Below are 16,173 nucleotides of genomic sequence, written 5' to 3'. Positions count from 1 at the left end.
TTATGTGGAAGTATTGTTGTTTGATAATCGTGGTAGTTATACAAGCTTGTGGTGGAAAAGAAAATGTGGATGAAGGTCTGCCATTTTATGTAACGGCTGATTTTACGCCGCATTGGTTCACAGAGAAAGAATTAAAAGGACAAATACACCAAATTCCAGATTTTTCGTTCATCAACCAATCTGGACAAGCTGTAACAGCATCAACGGTCCAAAATAAAATTTATGTGGCTAATTTCTTTTTCACCAATTGCCCTGGCATTTGTAAAAGACTAACCAATAATGTATCTCTGGTGCAAGATGCTTTTGTAAATGATGACGAAATTTTGATCTTATCGCATTCGGTTACACCTGAAGCTGATTCAGTAGGCAGATTACAACAGTATGCAAAACAGTACAAGATTAACCAGTCACAATGGCATTTGCTCACCGGAAATCGTGGGGATATTTATTCAATAGCTCGAAAAGCCTATTTAGCTGATGAAGATTTGGGAGAAACACAAAATGAAAACGACTTTCTGCATACTGAAAATGTATTATTGATTGATAAACATCGTAGGATAAGAGGGGTTTATAAGGGAACATCAGAAACAGATATACGAAACCTCATTACCGATATAAAACGATTGAAAAAAGAATCATGAAGTGGTATTGGATGATAGGAGCCCTGTTAGTTTGTTCCTGCAAAGAGAACCTTAAACAAACTATTTATACAAACACCACACCTGTAATTCCTGCAATCACTTTACGTTCGGATAACCTGAACTTAAAACTGGTAAATGGACAGTGGTTTTACCATGATACGCTGTTTAGTGGCAGGTTAGAAGATTTTTATACCAGTGGTATACTGAAGAGCAGGCAGAGTTTTTACAAAGGCAGGGAAGAGGGTTGGCTAATTGAGTGGTTTGAAAATGGACAAATAGCTTCGCAACGATATTACCGGGTGGGTGAGAAAGAAGGAGTACACAAGGGTTGGTGGGAAAATGGGATGCCCAGATTTACTTATCATTTTTCAAGTGGTAAATATCATGGTGATTTTTCGGAATGGATGGAGAATGGACAGCTGGCAAAGCAAATCATTTATAAAGATGGAAATGAGGTCAGTGGCAAAGCCTGGCGGGATAATGGAAAACTGTATATGAGCTTCGAAGTTCGGGGCGGAAGACGTTATGGTTTAATGAATGCTAAGCCTTGCTATTCCCTTAAGAGCGAAAAATAAAAAGTCCCCTGTAGAAACAGGGGACGTCTTCGATTGCTTGCCATATAAGAAAAAAGATAATTCGGTGTTTGTTCCTTCTCCTCTGATTCAATTACCAATCAAAAATAAGTGTTTATTTGATTTCAAAGTAATTTTTTTTATAATTAATATATTTTTTTCTTTTTTATGCAAAAAATAGCATGTTTTGCATAAAATTACAAATATTTAATTATTTATTAATATTAAAATAATAATGGGCTGTATTGGTGAATACAGCCCATTATTGTATTGAAAATCAGCTTATTGTTTGCCTGGGTAAACTTTTAGTGCAGCTTCCAGACAATCCATAGCAGAATCTATATCTTTTAAATTTAATACGTATGCAAGCCTAACTTCCTGCTTACCTAAACCAGGGGTTCCATAAAACCCGGTTGCTGGTGCAAGCATGACGGTTTGATGCTCATGTTCAAAGCTTTCCAGTAACCACTGGCAGAAAATATCTGCGTCATCAATAGGTAATTTGGCTATTGCATAGAAGGCCCCTCCTGGATTTGGACAGAATACACCCGGCATCGCATTCAGTCTTTTTACCAGTAAATCTCTCCTCGAACGATATTCTGCTTTGGTAGTATCGAAGTAATCAGCCGGCAAATCAATAGCTGCTTCCCCTGCAATTTGAGCAAAGCTGGGTGGGCTTAGTCTTGCCTGCGCAAATTTCATTGTAGCATCTAATACTGATTGATTGCGGGTAATAAATGCGCCGATTCTACCACCACAGGCACTGTATCTTTTACTGATGGTATCCATAATAACTACGTGGTCGTCTACACCTTTCAAGTGTAATGCGCTTACCTGGCTGCCATCATAACAAAATTCGCGATAGGCTTCATCAGAAAAAAGATAGAGATTATGACGAATGATGATATCTTTTAGTTGCTCCATTTCAGCAGCGCTGTATAAATAACCGGTTGGGTTATTGGGATTACAGATTACGATTGCCTTGGTTTTGGCGGTTATTTTTTTCTCAAATTCTTCAATCGGGGGGAGGGCAAAACCATTTTCAATATGAGATGTTACCGGCACAACGGTTACGCCTGCAGCAACTGCAAAGCCATTATAGTTTGCATAAAAGGGTTCAGGAATAATAACCTCATCACCAGCATCCAGACAGGCCATAAAACCAAATAAGATGGCCTCACTCCCGCCTGTAGTAATGATAATTTGCTGAGGGGTTACGTCAATCCCAACCGATTTGTAATAACCAACCAATTTCTTACGATAGCTCTCGTTACCCGCACTATGACTATATTCCAGCACTTTGAAATCGCTGTTTCGCACGGCGTCCAGTACCAGTTTGGGGGTTTCAATATCGGGTTGGCCAATATTTAGATGGTATACTTTGGTGCCTTTTTTCTTTGCAGCTTCTGCGTAAGGTACCAGCTTTCTGATGGGGGATGCAGGCATTGCCTGTCCACGTTGACTAATCGATAACATGCCGCAAAGATAGGGTGCAGTACTACATCAAAACAAAAGCGGTCCCTCGATGGGACCGCTTGCATAAATATCAACTATCAATCAGGGTATGGAAAACAATTATTTGCCCGGTTTACCCGCTACTACCTCACCCTCAATTGTTAAAATTACGGGATCATTAATGCCCGCAAACTTAACAGTAACACGCTTGCTGAAAGCACCCAGGGCCGCAGCATTATAAGTTACTTTTATGGTGCTTGATTTTCCTTTCAATAAAGCTTCTTTTTTGTACTCTGGTGTTGTGCAACCACATTCTGCGCTTGCAAATTCAACCACAAGCGGTTTTGAGCCATTATTGGTATAAGTGAAAATATGGGTAACAGGTTTGTTTTGTTCAATTTTGCCAAATTTGTATGAACCTTCAGCGAATTTAATGTCCTGCTGCGCCATAACACTAACCGTACTTATTAGACCAATGATGGCCAGGAATAAAAACTTCTTCATATAATATTTATTTAATTTTCATTTCAAAGTTACAACAGAAACTAAAATACACCATTTAGAGAACCTTAAATTTTATAAGATGGTCCATGGGCCGTGGTCCATAGTCCATGGTCCATAGACCATGGTCGATAGTCCATAGTAAAAACAATTTCGGCTCTCTGGCTCTCCTATGGACCATGGTCTATGGACTATGGTCTCCATCAACATCAACCCTGGTATCTACTACTGCTAATATCATGCCTTTTTTTGCAATAAATCCACAATTTATCCGAAAAACTAATTTCCGTTAGTCCATTCAATTGGTAATGTTATTTTTGTCGCATGGAATCAACTTCTACCCTCGGGTATAAAAACGACATGCTGTCATTCGATGGATTCAGGAATGCAGTGATAGAAGATTACAGGACTGCTGTAGTTAGCAGGGAAGTTAGCCTATTGGGGCGTCGCGAAGTTTTAACGGGTAAGGCCAAATTTGGCATTTTTGGTGATGGTAAGGAAGTAGCCCAAATTGCGATGGCTAAATTTTTTCAACCCGGTGATTTCCGTAGTGGATATTATAGAGATCAGACTTTCATGTTTGCAGCCGGATTAGCAAGCGTTGAACAATATTTTGCTCAACTATATGCCGATCCGGATCCAATGCATGAACCATTCAGTTCAGGTCGTCAAATGAATGCCCATTTTTCCACCCGATTTGTTGATGAACATGGTAACTGGCTCGATCTGGCGAATAGAAAAAATATATCTTCTGATATAGCCCCTACTGCCGGACAAATGCCGCGCGGATTAGGACTAGCTTTTGCTTCACGATGTTTTAGGGCAAGCAAACACCAGGACCAACTCGAGCAACTTAGTCATAATGGAAATGAAATCTGCTTCACCACTATCGGTGATGCAAGTACTAGTGAAGGACATTTTTGGGAAACAATAAATGCTGCAGGTGTATTACAAGTGCCTTTGGCTGTATTTGTATGGGATGATGGATATGGTATTTCAGTACCGAAAAATTTCCAGACTACGAAGGGATCTATCTCTGCTGCTTTAAAAGGTTTTCAAAAACAAGCAGATACAAATGGTATACATATTTATAAAGTGAAAGCGTGGGATTATGCAGGCATGTGTGAAGTATTTGAGGAAGCCCTTGCTAAAGTGCGTGAAACACATGAACCCGCTTTATTTCATGTAGAAGAAGTTACGCAACCACAAGGTCATTCAACCAGTGGAAGTCATGAGAGATATAAAACACCTGAAAGATTGGAATGGGAGAAGGAGTGGGATTGTATCAAAAAGATGAAAGAGTGGATGATCGAAAATGGGCTCGCATCTGTTGATGAACTCGCGGCTGTTGAGGCAGAAGCAAAAGAAATGGTTAAAACAGGCCGTAACCTTGCGTGGGAAAAATATAGTGCTCCTATTAAGGCCCAGGCAGCTCAGGCAAGTGAACTTATTCGCCAGTCGATGGTGAATGATATTGATAAGTATAACCAGTTGCAACAAATGGCCAATGAACTGGCCGCTAACAAAGAGCCACTTCGCAGAGATGTTTTACGCACCATTGCATTGGCCATTGAAGTAGCACCAGGTTCACCAACTGCACAAGACCTGAAAGCCTTACGCAGTGCATTATTAGAAGAAAGTAAAGGTTTATATAATAGTCATCTTTATAATGAAGGTGTTAAAAGCGCATTGAAGGTTCCTGAAATTAAACCCATGATACCTTTTGATGCTGCTAATATGAATGGCTATGAGATACTAAACAAATATTTCGACAACCTATTCAGTAGCAATCCTAAAGTATATGCATTTGGGGAAGATGTGGGATATATTGGTGATGTTAACCAGGGCTTCGCAGGGTTACAGGAAAAACATGGTAAGGATAGAATATTAGATACAGGTATTCGTGAACTAACGATTGTTGGACAAGCCATTGGTATGGCATTGCGCGGGTTGAGACCTATTGCAGAAATCCAGTACCTGGATTACCTGCTCTATGGTTTACAACCATTAAGTGATGATGTTTGTACAACCCATTTCAGAACCGGCGGACAACAAAGCTGTCCTGTAATTATTCGCACAAGGGGCCATCGTTTGGAGGGAATCTGGCATAGTGGATCGCCCATGGGAATGGTGATTAACGCCTTAAGAGGTATGCATGTTTGTGTACCAAGAAATATGGTTCAGGCTGTAGGTATGTATAATACATTATTACAGGCTAATGATCCTGCTATTGTGATAGAATGTTTGAATGGATACCGACTCAAAGAGAAAATGCCGGAAAACCTGCTTGAATATACAGTTCCATTAGGTGTTCCTGAAATCATCAGACCTGGTGAAGATGTAACCATTGTTTCTTATGGTTCTACTTTGCGTATAATCCAGGATGCTGTTGAAAGATTAGACAAAGATGGCATTAGTTGTGAAATCATTGATGTACAAACCTTGTTACCATTTGATACAGGTCATGTAATTCTTTCTTCCCTTCAAAAAACCAATCGAATTATTTTCATTGATGAAGATGTGCCCGGTGGTGCTGCTGCATACATGTTTAACAAAGTAATGGAAGAGCAGGGAGGATATAGATGGCTGGATGCCAGTCCGAGAACACTAACCGCAAAAGCACATAGACCAGGTTATGGTAGTGATGGCGATTATTTCTCTAAGCCTAATGCAGAAGATGTAATCGATGCTGTTCAATCATTAATGGCGGAGTAGGGTATTAGGTGTTAGGTGTGTGGTATTGGGTGTGTGGTATTGGGTATTAGGGTTGTCAATAAACCCTTTTAATACCAAAACTTAATACCTTACACCTAATACCTAATACCTAACACCTAATACCTAACACCTAACCCCTCTAATTGCTGATTAATTATAAAATAATGCTTTTAATTCAGGTGTAGGAACCCAGCATGCTTCTTGTTTACCGAACCATTTATATCGGTTGCGGGCGATGAAGTCGTAAAAGAAATTGCGGATAAAAGTTGGGATAAGGATGAGTGGGTAATACAAGATTCCCCATCCACCGCGCATATACTTCATTACTTTAAGTGCGGCAGTTGATTTAGTGTAGAGTTGCCCATTCTCTAATAAAAGAAAGGAATTAAATGTTGTTGCAGGAAGCGTAAAATGGTCCAACACTTGCTGTCCCAATTCTCCCTGTAAAGATGCAAAACGAAACCTACGTGAAGGATCATGTTTAATCACACGCTGTATACTGGCGTTACATAAATTACATACACCATCAAATAAGATCACTGGATGCTGAAGATCCTTTAGCGTTTGCATATGCAAAGGTACTGAAATTGTATGGCTCTGGTTTAGCTCCTAGCTGCTAGAGGGTATAAAAATACGATCTGCCCATCCTTCGAATAAGCAGATCGTTCAATATTCTAAGCCTTAATTTCTTATGTATTTTCTAGCAGCTAGCAGCTAGAAGCTCTATCCCATATTATGAAACACCTTATTCACGTCCTCATCCTGCTCCAGTCTTTCGATAAGTTTACTCACATCTTCTGCCTGTTCATCGGAAACAGGTACCGTTGTGGTAGGTATCCATTCCAGCTCTGCGCTGATAGGGGTAAGGTTTTTGTCTTCAAGGGCTTTTTGCAGGTTACCGAAATCTACAAATGCGCACCTTAGTACGATGATAGGGTTGCCATTATCATCGTTACTTTCACCCAATTCTTCTAATCCAAAATCAATCAGCTCAAGTTCCAGGTCATCGATGTTTAGTCCTTCAGGTTTTAATTTAAAAACCCCCATTTTTTTGAACTGAAAGCTCACGCTGCCACTGGTACCCATTGCGCCATTCCCTTTATTGAAATGACTTTTTACATTGGCTACTGTTCTTACATGGTTGTCTGTAGCTGTTTCAACCAAGAGAGCCACGCCATGCGGGCCATATCCTTCATATAAAATTTCTTCATAGTTGGAAGTGTCTTTTCCCTGTGCGCGTTTGATAGCGGCTTCTACCCGGTCTTTAGGCATACCAACGCTCCTCGCATTCTGGAAACAACGACGGAGGGCCGGATTCGTTGCTGGGTCGGGGCCACCAGCTTTCACTGCAATTACAATCTCTTTACCAACACGGGTAAACTGTTTGGCCATCCTGTCCCAACGGGCAAACATGGTAGCTTTACGAACTTCAAATATCCTTCCCATAATAATTGTTTAAATGAACGGGCTGCAAAAATAAGCCTATTGGTCATAAAAAAACCCGCTACTTGAGCGGGTTTTAAAATCGGGTACTTCGTATTATGATTCTTTACGGAGTTTACTGTTCTTTTTGCTGTATAGGAAGTACACAACCAGACCAATTGCCATCCAGGCAAAAGCCACTTTAAGGGTTTGTCCATCCAGGGCAACGATCATGCCCAAACATACAACCGCACCAAGGATAGGTACGATAGGTACAAGAGGGGTTTTGAAAGGCCTTTCAATATCTGGCGATTTCATACGCAGAATCCACACGCCAATACTTACCAGTACAAATGCAAACAGGGTACCGAAACTTGTTAAGTCGCCCGCCACATGTCCGGGAACAAAGGCTGAAAACAGACCTACAAATACAAATAGAATCCAGTTTGCTTTATAAGGAGTTTTGAATTTAGGATGCAATTCACCAAAAGCTTTCGGAATCAATCCATCATTACTCATGGTATAGAATATACGGCTTTGTCCCATCAACATCACCAGGATTACAGAAGAGAAGCCCGCGAGGATAGCTACCGTCACTGCTGTAGACAGCCATGCGTATTTAGTCATGTACGTAGATATCGCATATGCTACAGAAGCTTCACGTCCTTTTTCCGGATCAACAAATTCCTGCCAGTTAGCAACACCGGTTAAAACGTGACCAAAGAGTATGTACAGGATGGTACAAACAACCAGTGATCCGAGGATACCGATAGGCATATCACGTTTAGGATTTTTAGCTTCCTGAGCAGCAGTACTTACCGCATCGAAACCGATAAAGGCAAAGAACACTATGGCTGCTCCACCAAGAACACCTCCCCATCCATGTTTGAAAGTACCAGAGTAATCAGCAATTACCTTACCGGCACTATCGGTAACAGCGGCGGTTCCTTCAGGAATCATGTAAGGTGTGTGGTTTTCAGGGCGGATATATTGCCATCCCAGCACAATAAAGAGGATAACAATCGCTACTTTAATAAATACGATAATAGCATTTACGATAGCAGATTCCTGTGTTCCTTTGATCAATAACATGGTTAGTAATAAAAGAATTATTAATGCGGGAGCATTGATAATACCTTTATGTAATACCCCGGCTGAGTCGGTAAAACTCTCGAAGGGGCTATGCGACCATTCATAGGGTATACCTCCATCTAATAGTTTATTGAGATACTCACTCCAGGCAATAGATACCGTTGCAGCGCCCAGGGCATATTCCATAATAAGAGCCCAGCCAATGATCCAGGCAACCAGTTCACCCATGGTTACATAACTGTAAGCATAGGCACTACCGGCAATAGGAATCATTGCTGCAAATTCTGCATAACATAAACCTGCAAAAGCACAACCAATAGCGGCAACAATAAATGAAATGGTTACAGCAGGTCCGGCAGCTTGTCCGGCAGCAGCGGCTGTTCTCACAAACAATCCCGCACCGATAATGGCGCCAATACCAAGGGCTATCAGGTTACCGGCACCCAGGGTCCGTTTTAATCCTTTATCGCCCTGATCTGCTTGTGCCAGTAATTGGCCCAAAGGTTTCTTTACAAATAAACTCATAATACAGTTTGGTTAAGTTTCTGAATAGAAAAGTTTTGGCAAAATAGGTATTTATTGCTTTCAGCCCCCAAAACTTTTAAGAATCGGTGATTTACCACTCTATATAGGCCATTTCACCAGAAATACTATATTGCGGCACTAATAGAGCCCCAATGAAACAATCGAACAAGCTCACCTTGTATATTGTGATTGCGATGATTGCCGGTGTTATCCTTGGCTATTTTGTACATGAAAATGCCGAAGCCGCAACCATACAGTCTTTTTCTACCAACCTCAAACTCCTTACTACCATATTCTTACGCCTGGTGCAAATGATTATTGCCCCATTGGTATTTTCAACCCTGGTTGTTGGTATCGCCAAATTAGGCGATCTCAAAACTGTTGGTCGAGTAGGGGGGAAAGCATTACTCTGGTTTGTATCTGCATCATTAGTGAGCCTTTTATTAGGAATGCTCTTGGTGAATCTGTTTCAACCCGGACAGGGAATTGATCTTCAAAATGCGGATGTAACTGGTGCCAAAGACCTGGTTGGTAAAACGCAGGAGTTCAGTATTCAGAAATTTGTGGAACACGTATTCCCCAAGAGTGTGATTGAAGCCATGGCCACCAATGAGATTTTACAACTGGTGGTTTTCAGTATATTTTTTGGTGTAGCTACCGCCGCTTTGGGTGAAAAAGCCAAAATTGTGGTTAAAGGCCTGGATGCCGTTGCGCATGTAATCCTTAAAATGGTTGGATATGTAATGAACTTTGCACCTATTGGTGTATTTGGTGCTATTGCTGCCGTAATTGCAGCCAAAGGATTAGATGTATTTGTTTTTTATGGCAAATACCTGCTTTACTTCTTAATGGGTATTGCGGCCCTCTGGGCTATTTTGCTCACAGTTGGTTTTATTATCCTGGGCAAACGATTGCCAGAATTATTGAAAAGAATATTCCCGCCGCTGATTATTGCATTTAGTACAACCAGCAGTGAAGCAGTTTTTCCAAAACTTACAGAAGAGTTGGAAAGGTTCGGTTGTAAAGACAAAATCGTTTCTTTTATCCTGCCCCTCGGTTATTCTTTTAACCTGGATGGAAGTATGATGTATATGACTTTTGCCAGTATCGCCATTGCTCAGGCTTATGGCATTCAACTTGATCTCGGGACACAATTAACCATGCTTATAGTGCTGATGCTTACCAGCAAAGGTATCGCAGGTGTGCCAAGAGCCTCATTGGTTGTAGTTACCGCAACCTGCGCCATGTTTAATATTCCACCTGAAGGTATTGCACTAATATTGCCTATCGACCATTTCTGTGATATGTTCAGAACAGCTACTAATGTGGTTGGAAATGCACTTGCTACAAGTGTTGTGAGCAAATGGGAAGGTGCATTAGATGAACCTGTTGAAATTTAATTGACCCTTAAGCATTGTTTGCATGTTACAATTATTATTATCCGACTTTCACTGGAGCCAGTTATTGCAACCTCAGTTTTATATTGAACATGGTGGCTTATGGTTAATCCTGTTTGTAGTGTTTGCAGAAACAGGATTGTTTGTAGGCTTCTTTTTACCAGGCGATAGTTTGCTTTTTGTAGCAGGCATTTATAGTTCTAACCTTGCCAAAGAATTTATTCCTACCGGAAATGAATACCTTGATTTGTTTTCTTTAATGCTGCTAATATCTGCTGCAGGTATTGCCGGAAATACGGTTGGTTACTGGTTCGGAAAAAGAGTTGGACCAGCCATGTATAACTGGAAAGAAAATATGCTCTTTAAAAGAAAATACCTCGAACAGGCTCATGCATTTTATGAGAAACATGGCGGCGGTGCAATTATCGTAGCCCGTTTTATACCTATCATAAGAACATTTGCACCTATTGTTGCAGGTATCGTTTCAATGGAAAAAAAGAAATTCGTATTCTTTAATATTATTGGTTGTGTAGCCTGGGTTTTCAGTATGTTATTTGCCGGACACTTTCTCCAGAAATGGATACTGAATGAATTTGGTTTTGATCTGAAAGATCATTTAGAAGTTATAGTAATAGGTATTGTACTGGTAACAACTGCACCAGTAATTATTAAACTTTTCTCCGGGAAAAAGAAAAATAATAACGAAGCATAAATAATTTTCTTTCAGACTTCCGGCCTTCCGGACGCTCTGACTAAAATGCAAACCTGCTGCCATGACCGAAAAAAAATACGGAATCCTGTCATTGCCGGTAATCGTAGCCGCATTAGGATATTTCGTTGATATCTACGATCTCTTACTCTTTACCATCGTTAAAAAAACCAGCATGCTTGGTGTAGGCGCAACAGACGCAACCATGCTGGTTGATAGTACCCGCGTAATCAATTGGCAAATGACAGGGTTATTATTAGGAGGCATTTTATGGGGAGTGCTTGCCGATAAAAAAGGAAGGCTAAGTGTATTATTTGGTTCAATCATATTATACTCACTCGCGAATTTCGCTACAGGATTTGTGCAAACCGTAAACCAATACGCAACTTGCCGTTTTATAGGAGGTCTGGGTCTTGCAGGAGAACTTGGTGCCGGAATTACACTAGTTAGCGAATTATTGCCCAAAAATAAACGAGGAATCGGCACATCATTGGTTGCTGGTATAGGACTGAGTGGGGCCGTAGCAGCCTATTTTACTTACCAATTTACCGACGACTGGCGTCTCTGTTACAAAATTGGAGGAGCATTAGGGATTGCATTATTGTTATTGCGCGTTAGTGTAGCAGAATCAGGAATGTTCAGGGAAGCAAAAGAACAAAAGGTAAAACGCGGTAATTTCTGGATGTTGATCAACAATGGCAAGAGATTGAAAAAATATGTTTTTGCTATTTTAATTGGTCTGCCTACCTGGTACGTAATCGGTATCCTGGTAAACCAAAGTGATCGATTTGGTAAGTCCATGTTCGGAAGCACTACTATCGACTCAGGTCGGTCTATCATGTTTGCCTATGCCGCAATTGCGATAGGTGATATGCTCGTGGGTTTAGTGAGCCAATATTTCAAAAGCAGGAAGAAAGCTTTGCTATTATATTATCTGTTGACTATTGTTGGACTTATCCTCTTCTTCAGCGGGTATAATAATTCTGATACTTCGATGTATGCTATCTGTACATTACTCGGATTCAGCACAGGTTTCTGGGCCATCTTTGTAACTATGGGTGCAGAACAGTTTGGCACAAACCTGCGAGGTACCGCAGCAACAACAATTCCCAATATGGTCAGGGGCGCATTACCACTGATCAATATGCTTTTCCTTGATCTATTCCAGAAATCATGGGGGTGGAACTTAATCAATAGTGGCATTATCACCGGCCTGCTCGTAATGGGTGTTACATTGGTTGCCTTTTATTTCACAGAAGAAACTTTTCATAAGGATTTGAATTATGTGGAGGAGTGAGGTTTGATAGTCCGGGGTCCGAAAGTCTGGAAGTCCGGAAGACAAAACCTTCTTTTGTGAGATTATTATAAAAAAATAGTACAACTCTGTGTAACTCCCGGGTTAACTACTATGTTGAACAGCTACACGCAGTTGAGTTAAAAAAAATAACTTCCGGACTTCCGGACTTTCGGTCTTTCAGTCTTTCAGACTTTCCTCCTAAATTGTGCCATGAAATTTCTGGTAATCCGTTTTTCTTCTATTGGTGATATTGTACTTACCACACCAGCCATCCGTTGCCTTAAGCAACAGGTGGAGAATGCAGAAATACATTTTCTTACAAAGCAATCAATGAAAGCGGTAACGGAAGCGAATCCATACATCGATCGTTTTCATTATTTTAATGGTAACCTGGATCAACTTATTAAAAACTTACAGGCAGAACAATTCGATTATATCATAGACTTTCATAAAAACTTCAGAACCTGGCGTATCAAAAAGGCTTTGAAAGTGCCTGTATTATCCTATAACAAAGAAGTGATCGAAAAAGTATTGCTTACCCGTTTGCACATCAATAAAATGGCGGGAAGGCATATTGTCGATCGTTGTATTGATACACTAGCCCCTTTAGGAGTGGTAAATGATGGGAAAGGGATGGATTATTTTATTCCGGCAGATGTTCGTGTAAAAGCGGAAGATTTGCCTCTTTCGCACAGCGCAGGATTTGTAGCGATTGTAATTGGGGCATCTTATTATACCAAGAAATTACCTGTTTATAAACTCCGTGAACTTTGTCATAAAATTCAATTTCCAATTGTACTGGTGGGAGGGAAGGAGGATAAAATAGAAGGTGAAAAAATTGCAGAAACCGATCCGGTAAAAATCTATAATGCCTGTGGCAAATTCAGTCTGCATGAATCGGCTGAAATCATCCGGCAATCTAAACTGGTTATTTCACACGATACAGGGATGCAATACATAGCCTGTGCATTAAATAAACCTGTGCTGGCTATCTGGGGTGGTACATCACCAGCTTTGGATGTAGAACCCTATTATGGTAAAGATCAAATGCCTCCCCAAACTCAACCAGCCTATCAAAATTTTATCGTGAAAGGATTGGCATGTCAGCCATGTTCCAATTATGGTACTAAAGCTTGTCCGCGTGCGCATTTTAAATGTATGCAAGACCAAGATATCAATCTGATAGCGTCAACTGCGCACAGCTATTTATAGGTGATTGAGGAAGTAAAAGAATCAATTGCATAGTACGATAAAAGAAGAGGCTCCGAATTTCGGAGCCTCTTCTTTTATAATCAAAACCAACTGATGCCTTATCCTTTAATCCTCTTCGCTTCTGTTTCCAAACCTGTCTGACGTTGACGTGCCGCTTTTACCTGGCTATTACCAAAGCGCCATGAGAAGGCTAAACGAACAGTACGGCTTTCATTACGGCCAGAACCATTGATATACAATCCGCCGAAGTTGCTGGTTGCTGTCCATGGATTGGTGAAGAATATATCTGTTACACTCAGTTTAACAGTACCCTGTTTTTTAAGTACTTGTTTCTGGAAGCCCAGATCTAATCCACCTAAAGAACGTGTTTTCCAGGTAGCGCCCCATACACTAGGACCGCTAAACCATCCACTTAATTCTGCAGTATATCCGTTACCGAGTGTAAATGAATGTTGCATGTAAGCACCAAACATTGGGATATCTGTTTTTACTTCATTCTCACCAATCTTTCCTTTAAACATCTGGTAGTTATACCAAACATTTGCATAACCATTCCACCACTTGGCAATAGGTAATGGAGAGCCAATGCTGAAACTCAATATACGCTGTGTTGCTAGGTTTTTCTGCTGAACGAATGTTGCGTTATTAGTAGTATCTGTTGTTTGTGTTGCAAAATCTTTTACATGGCTGTATCCAATAGTAGTATTCAGCATGTATTTGAATGTATGCGACAATTCAACTGTATTTGTGTACTGCGGACGTAAAAAAGCGTTTCCTTTTTCATAAGTCAGCTCATCCAGTTTATTTTCAAATGGATTCAGGTCCTGGTAAGTAGGACGGTCAATCCTTCTGCTGAATGTTAAGTTCAAAGTATGTTTCTGGTTTACCATCCAGGTTAATGCAGCACTAGGGAATAAGTCAAGATAATTACGTTTCACTGTATTATCCGCCTGCATCACGCCATCGGCTCTTGTTAAAACACCTTCACTATTTGTTTGTTCCATACGCAAACCAGTCTGTAAGCTCCATTTTGCATTCAACTGACGTTGGTAGTTTACGTATGCAGCATTTACATTTTCTTTATAAGTAAAGCTGTTACTTCTGCTTAGTATTTTAACAGGAACTCCATTTACATCGTTGAAGAAGTCGAATGTGTTTGTGGTTTTAACATAAGAGAACTTAGCACCATATCCTAATTTACCCTTCCATTTTGGTTGATCCACATCAACTTTAGCGGTGTAGATATCAATATCAGTTGGTGTATAGTTTCTATTAACTATCTGTGAAATGCTGTTACCATTCTGATCAACATAATAGTTAGGCTGATGGCTTCTGCCAGTGCCGCGGAATAAACCATAATCGGCATCAAAATTTATCTCTTTACCTGTGGTATCAGTATAACGATAGTTTACGTTACTGTTCATATTTGTTCTGTGACCAGGTATGGTATTCAGTGCAACAAGCTTTTTTACAAACTGGTTGGTTGGTTTATAAGAAATATTGGTATTACTTTCACTGGTCCAGTCTGTATTTCCAAAATTCGAGGTAACCAGGAACCCTAAAGTACTTCTGCTATTCAAGAAAAGATCAGCACCCACTTTTGCATTCAGGCTTTTGTTATGGCTCCAGTTGGTACTTACCTGATCATATAATGTATCTCTCTGAATACGGTATAGATTCAATGTATTTTCCTGTCTGCCAAGGTTTGCACCAATATTGCTAAACAGGTTCACTTTCTTGTCACGATAGTTTAAGCTTACTGAGCCATTACCCTTCGGAGTAACACCCTGAATAAATCCAAGGTTCATAGAACCATTGGTACCGAATTTTTTATTCTTCTTTAAGCGGATGTTGATGATTCCTGCATTGCCACTTGCATCATAACGTGCACTTGGATTGCTGATCATTTCAATCGCTTCCACATCATTACTATTGATGCTTTTCAGGTAAGCTGCCAAATCCTGACTGCCCAGCTGCGTCATTTTGCCATCAACATAAATACGAACACCAGTTTTTCCTTTCATACTGATATTCTCATTGTTATCTACCTGTATGCCCGGACTTTTCTGTAATAATTCCAGCGCATTGCTACCTGTGGCGTTGATACTGTTTTCTACATTGAAAACCGTTTTATCGGCTTTGATTTCTATCATCGGCTTACGTGAAGTAACAGTAACATCCTGTAGCTTATTCGCAGCAGGTTCGAGGCTAATGGTTCCTGCGTCAAAACCCTGTCCGTTTTTTACTTCAAAAGTACTTGAATAGGCTCTCTCATATCCAATCATGGTATAGTTCAGGAGGTATTTTCCTGCCTGAGCCACCACTAATTCAAAAGCTCCGTTCGCATCGGTTACATCAGCTTTTACGAGGCTGCTGTCAGTTGCTTTTAATAAGGATACTGTTACCGACTGAATCGCTTTGCCGGTATTGTCTGTAATTTTTCCCTTGATACTGTGGCTGTTTTGTGCAAATGCGGTATTGAAAATCGTAGTCAATCCCAATACAGCCAATACTAAAATCCGTCTCATGTTGTTTTGTTTTAGGTCTCAAATCAGACGCAAAGCACTCATAAATGTTACAGCACATTTATGTATTTAGGGATGAGTAGTGACATTCGCATGACGAACGGCAGCCT

Annotated in this window: 13 protein-coding genes; 7 read left to right on the top strand and 6 right to left on the bottom strand. The window is 40.4% G+C overall.

What is annotated here, in order from left to right:
• Nucleotides 1-2 precede the first annotated feature (2 nt).
• Together ACH30E_RS13325 and ACH30E_RS13320 are read left to right on the top strand one after the other, a co-directional pair.
• The gene (locus ACH30E_RS13325) at nucleotides 3-641 is read left to right on the top strand and encodes an SCO family protein (protein WP_490825405.1); all 639 of its coding nucleotides are present in this window, start codon (nucleotides 3-5) and stop codon (nucleotides 639-641) included.
• Nucleotides 638-1,216: a toxin-antitoxin system YwqK family antitoxin gene (locus ACH30E_RS13320; protein WP_490825406.1), complete on the top strand. Its 579-nt coding sequence runs from the start codon at nucleotides 638-640 to the stop codon at nucleotides 1,214-1,216. Before ACH30E_RS13325 ends, ACH30E_RS13320 begins: the two co-directional genes overlap by 4 nt.
• A gap of 279 nt (nucleotides 1,217-1,495) precedes the next feature.
• On the opposite strand, the gene ACH30E_RS13315 is transcribed toward ACH30E_RS13320, so the two are convergent.
• Nucleotides 1,496-2,689, bottom strand: coding sequence for a pyridoxal phosphate-dependent aminotransferase (locus ACH30E_RS13315; RefSeq protein ID WP_294993716.1), 1,194 nt, complete (start codon nucleotides 2,687-2,689; stop codon nucleotides 1,496-1,498).
• Nucleotides 2,690-2,788: 99 nt separating this feature from the next.
• Nucleotides 2,789-3,172, bottom strand: a complete 384-nt coding sequence (locus ACH30E_RS13310) for a DUF1573 domain-containing protein (protein WP_294993720.1) — start codon at nucleotides 3,170-3,172, stop codon at nucleotides 2,789-2,791.
• Nucleotides 3,173-3,493: 321 nt separating this feature from the next.
• Between ACH30E_RS13310 and ACH30E_RS13305 the strand changes: the two genes are divergently transcribed.
• The gene (locus ACH30E_RS13305; RefSeq protein ID WP_490825407.1) at nucleotides 3,494-5,884 is read left to right on the top strand and encodes an alpha-ketoacid dehydrogenase subunit alpha/beta; all 2,391 of its coding nucleotides are present in this window, start codon (nucleotides 3,494-3,496) and stop codon (nucleotides 5,882-5,884) included.
• Between the two features lie 150 nt (nucleotides 5,885-6,034).
• Here ACH30E_RS13305 and ACH30E_RS13300 read toward each other — a convergent pair whose 3' ends face one another.
• The 3 genes from ACH30E_RS13300 to ACH30E_RS13290 all read right to left on the bottom strand — a co-directional run bounded on the left by ACH30E_RS13300 (nucleotide 6,035) and on the right by ACH30E_RS13290 (nucleotide 8,923).
• Nucleotides 6,035-6,454 carry a thiol-disulfide oxidoreductase DCC family protein gene (locus tag ACH30E_RS13300; RefSeq protein WP_294993726.1) on the bottom strand — a complete coding sequence of 140 codons (420 nt, stop codon included), beginning with the start codon at nucleotides 6,452-6,454 and terminating at the stop codon, nucleotides 6,035-6,037.
• A 153-nt stretch (nucleotides 6,455-6,607) separates the two neighbouring features.
• Nucleotides 6,608-7,330 carry a YebC/PmpR family DNA-binding transcriptional regulator gene (locus ACH30E_RS13295; protein WP_294993729.1) on the bottom strand — a complete coding sequence of 241 codons (723 nt, stop codon included), beginning with the start codon at nucleotides 7,328-7,330 and terminating at the stop codon, nucleotides 6,608-6,610.
• Nucleotides 7,331-7,423: 93 nt separating this feature from the next.
• Nucleotides 7,424-8,923, bottom strand: a complete 1,500-nt coding sequence (locus tag ACH30E_RS13290) for an amino acid permease (RefSeq protein ID WP_490825408.1) — start codon at nucleotides 8,921-8,923, stop codon at nucleotides 7,424-7,426.
• 152 nt (nucleotides 8,924-9,075) lie between these two features.
• On the opposite strand from ACH30E_RS13290, the gene ACH30E_RS13285 reads away from it, so the two are divergent.
• The 4 genes from ACH30E_RS13285 (at nucleotide 9,076) to ACH30E_RS13270 (ending at nucleotide 13,538) form a co-directional block, all read left to right on the top strand.
• Complete coding sequence (locus tag ACH30E_RS13285) at nucleotides 9,076-10,323, top strand: dicarboxylate/amino acid:cation symporter (protein WP_490825409.1); 1,248 nt, start codon at nucleotides 9,076-9,078, stop codon at nucleotides 10,321-10,323.
• Nucleotides 10,324-10,345: 22 nt separating this feature from the next.
• Nucleotides 10,346-11,032: a DedA family protein gene (locus ACH30E_RS13280; RefSeq protein WP_294993738.1), complete on the top strand. Its 687-nt coding sequence runs from the start codon at nucleotides 10,346-10,348 to the stop codon at nucleotides 11,030-11,032.
• 61 nt (nucleotides 11,033-11,093) lie between these two features.
• Nucleotides 11,094-12,326: an MFS transporter gene (locus tag ACH30E_RS13275; RefSeq protein ID WP_294993741.1), complete on the top strand. Its 1,233-nt coding sequence runs from the start codon at nucleotides 11,094-11,096 to the stop codon at nucleotides 12,324-12,326.
• Between the two features lie 210 nt (nucleotides 12,327-12,536).
• Nucleotides 12,537-13,538: a glycosyltransferase family 9 protein gene (locus tag ACH30E_RS13270; RefSeq protein ID WP_490825410.1), complete on the top strand. Its 1,002-nt coding sequence runs from the start codon at nucleotides 12,537-12,539 to the stop codon at nucleotides 13,536-13,538.
• A gap of 98 nt (nucleotides 13,539-13,636) precedes the next feature.
• Here ACH30E_RS13270 and ACH30E_RS13265 read toward each other — a convergent pair whose 3' ends face one another.
• On the bottom strand, nucleotides 13,637-16,066 hold the full coding sequence (locus tag ACH30E_RS13265; protein ID WP_490825411.1) for a TonB-dependent receptor domain-containing protein: 2,430 nt from the start codon (nucleotides 16,064-16,066) through the stop codon (nucleotides 13,637-13,639).
• Nucleotides 16,067-16,173: the final 107 nt, after the last annotated feature.

The sequence above is a fragment of the Sediminibacterium sp. FW305-C-61 genome (assembly GCF_058231065.1).
The sequence above is the reverse complement of the archived record's forward strand: the minus strand, read 5'-3'. Positions and strand labels throughout refer to the sequence as shown.

Coding starts and splice junctions, on each gene's coding strand:
- ACH30E_RS13295 (WP_294993729.1), bottom strand. CDS start 7,330: ATGGGAAGGATATTTGAAGTTCGTAAAGCTACCATGTTTGCCCGTTGG.
- ACH30E_RS13285 (WP_490825409.1), top strand. CDS start 9,076: ATGAAACAATCGAACAAGCTCACCTTGTATATTGTGATTGCGATGATT.
- ACH30E_RS13265 (WP_490825411.1), bottom strand. CDS start 16,066: ATGAGACGGATTTTAGTATTGGCTGTATTGGGATTGACTACGATTTTC.
- ACH30E_RS13310 (WP_294993720.1), bottom strand. CDS start 3,172: ATGAAGAAGTTTTTATTCCTGGCCATCATTGGTCTAATAAGTACGGTT.
- ACH30E_RS13270 (WP_490825410.1), top strand. CDS start 12,537: ATGAAATTTCTGGTAATCCGTTTTTCTTCTATTGGTGATATTGTACTT.
- ACH30E_RS13300 (WP_294993726.1), bottom strand. CDS start 6,454: ATGCAAACGCTAAAGGATCTTCAGCATCCAGTGATCTTATTTGATGGT.
- ACH30E_RS13320 (WP_490825406.1), top strand. CDS start 638: ATGAAGTGGTATTGGATGATAGGAGCCCTGTTAGTTTGTTCCTGCAAA.
- ACH30E_RS13305 (WP_490825407.1), top strand. CDS start 3,494: ATGGAATCAACTTCTACCCTCGGGTATAAAAACGACATGCTGTCATTC.
- ACH30E_RS13280 (WP_294993738.1), top strand. CDS start 10,346: ATGTTACAATTATTATTATCCGACTTTCACTGGAGCCAGTTATTGCAA.
- ACH30E_RS13275 (WP_294993741.1), top strand. CDS start 11,094: ATGACCGAAAAAAAATACGGAATCCTGTCATTGCCGGTAATCGTAGCC.
- ACH30E_RS13325 (WP_490825405.1), top strand. CDS start 3: ATGTGGAAGTATTGTTGTTTGATAATCGTGGTAGTTATACAAGCTTGT.
- ACH30E_RS13290 (WP_490825408.1), bottom strand. CDS start 8,923: ATGAGTTTATTTGTAAAGAAACCTTTGGGCCAATTACTGGCACAAGCA.
- ACH30E_RS13315 (WP_294993716.1), bottom strand. CDS start 2,689: ATGTTATCGATTAGTCAACGTGGACAGGCAATGCCTGCATCCCCCATC.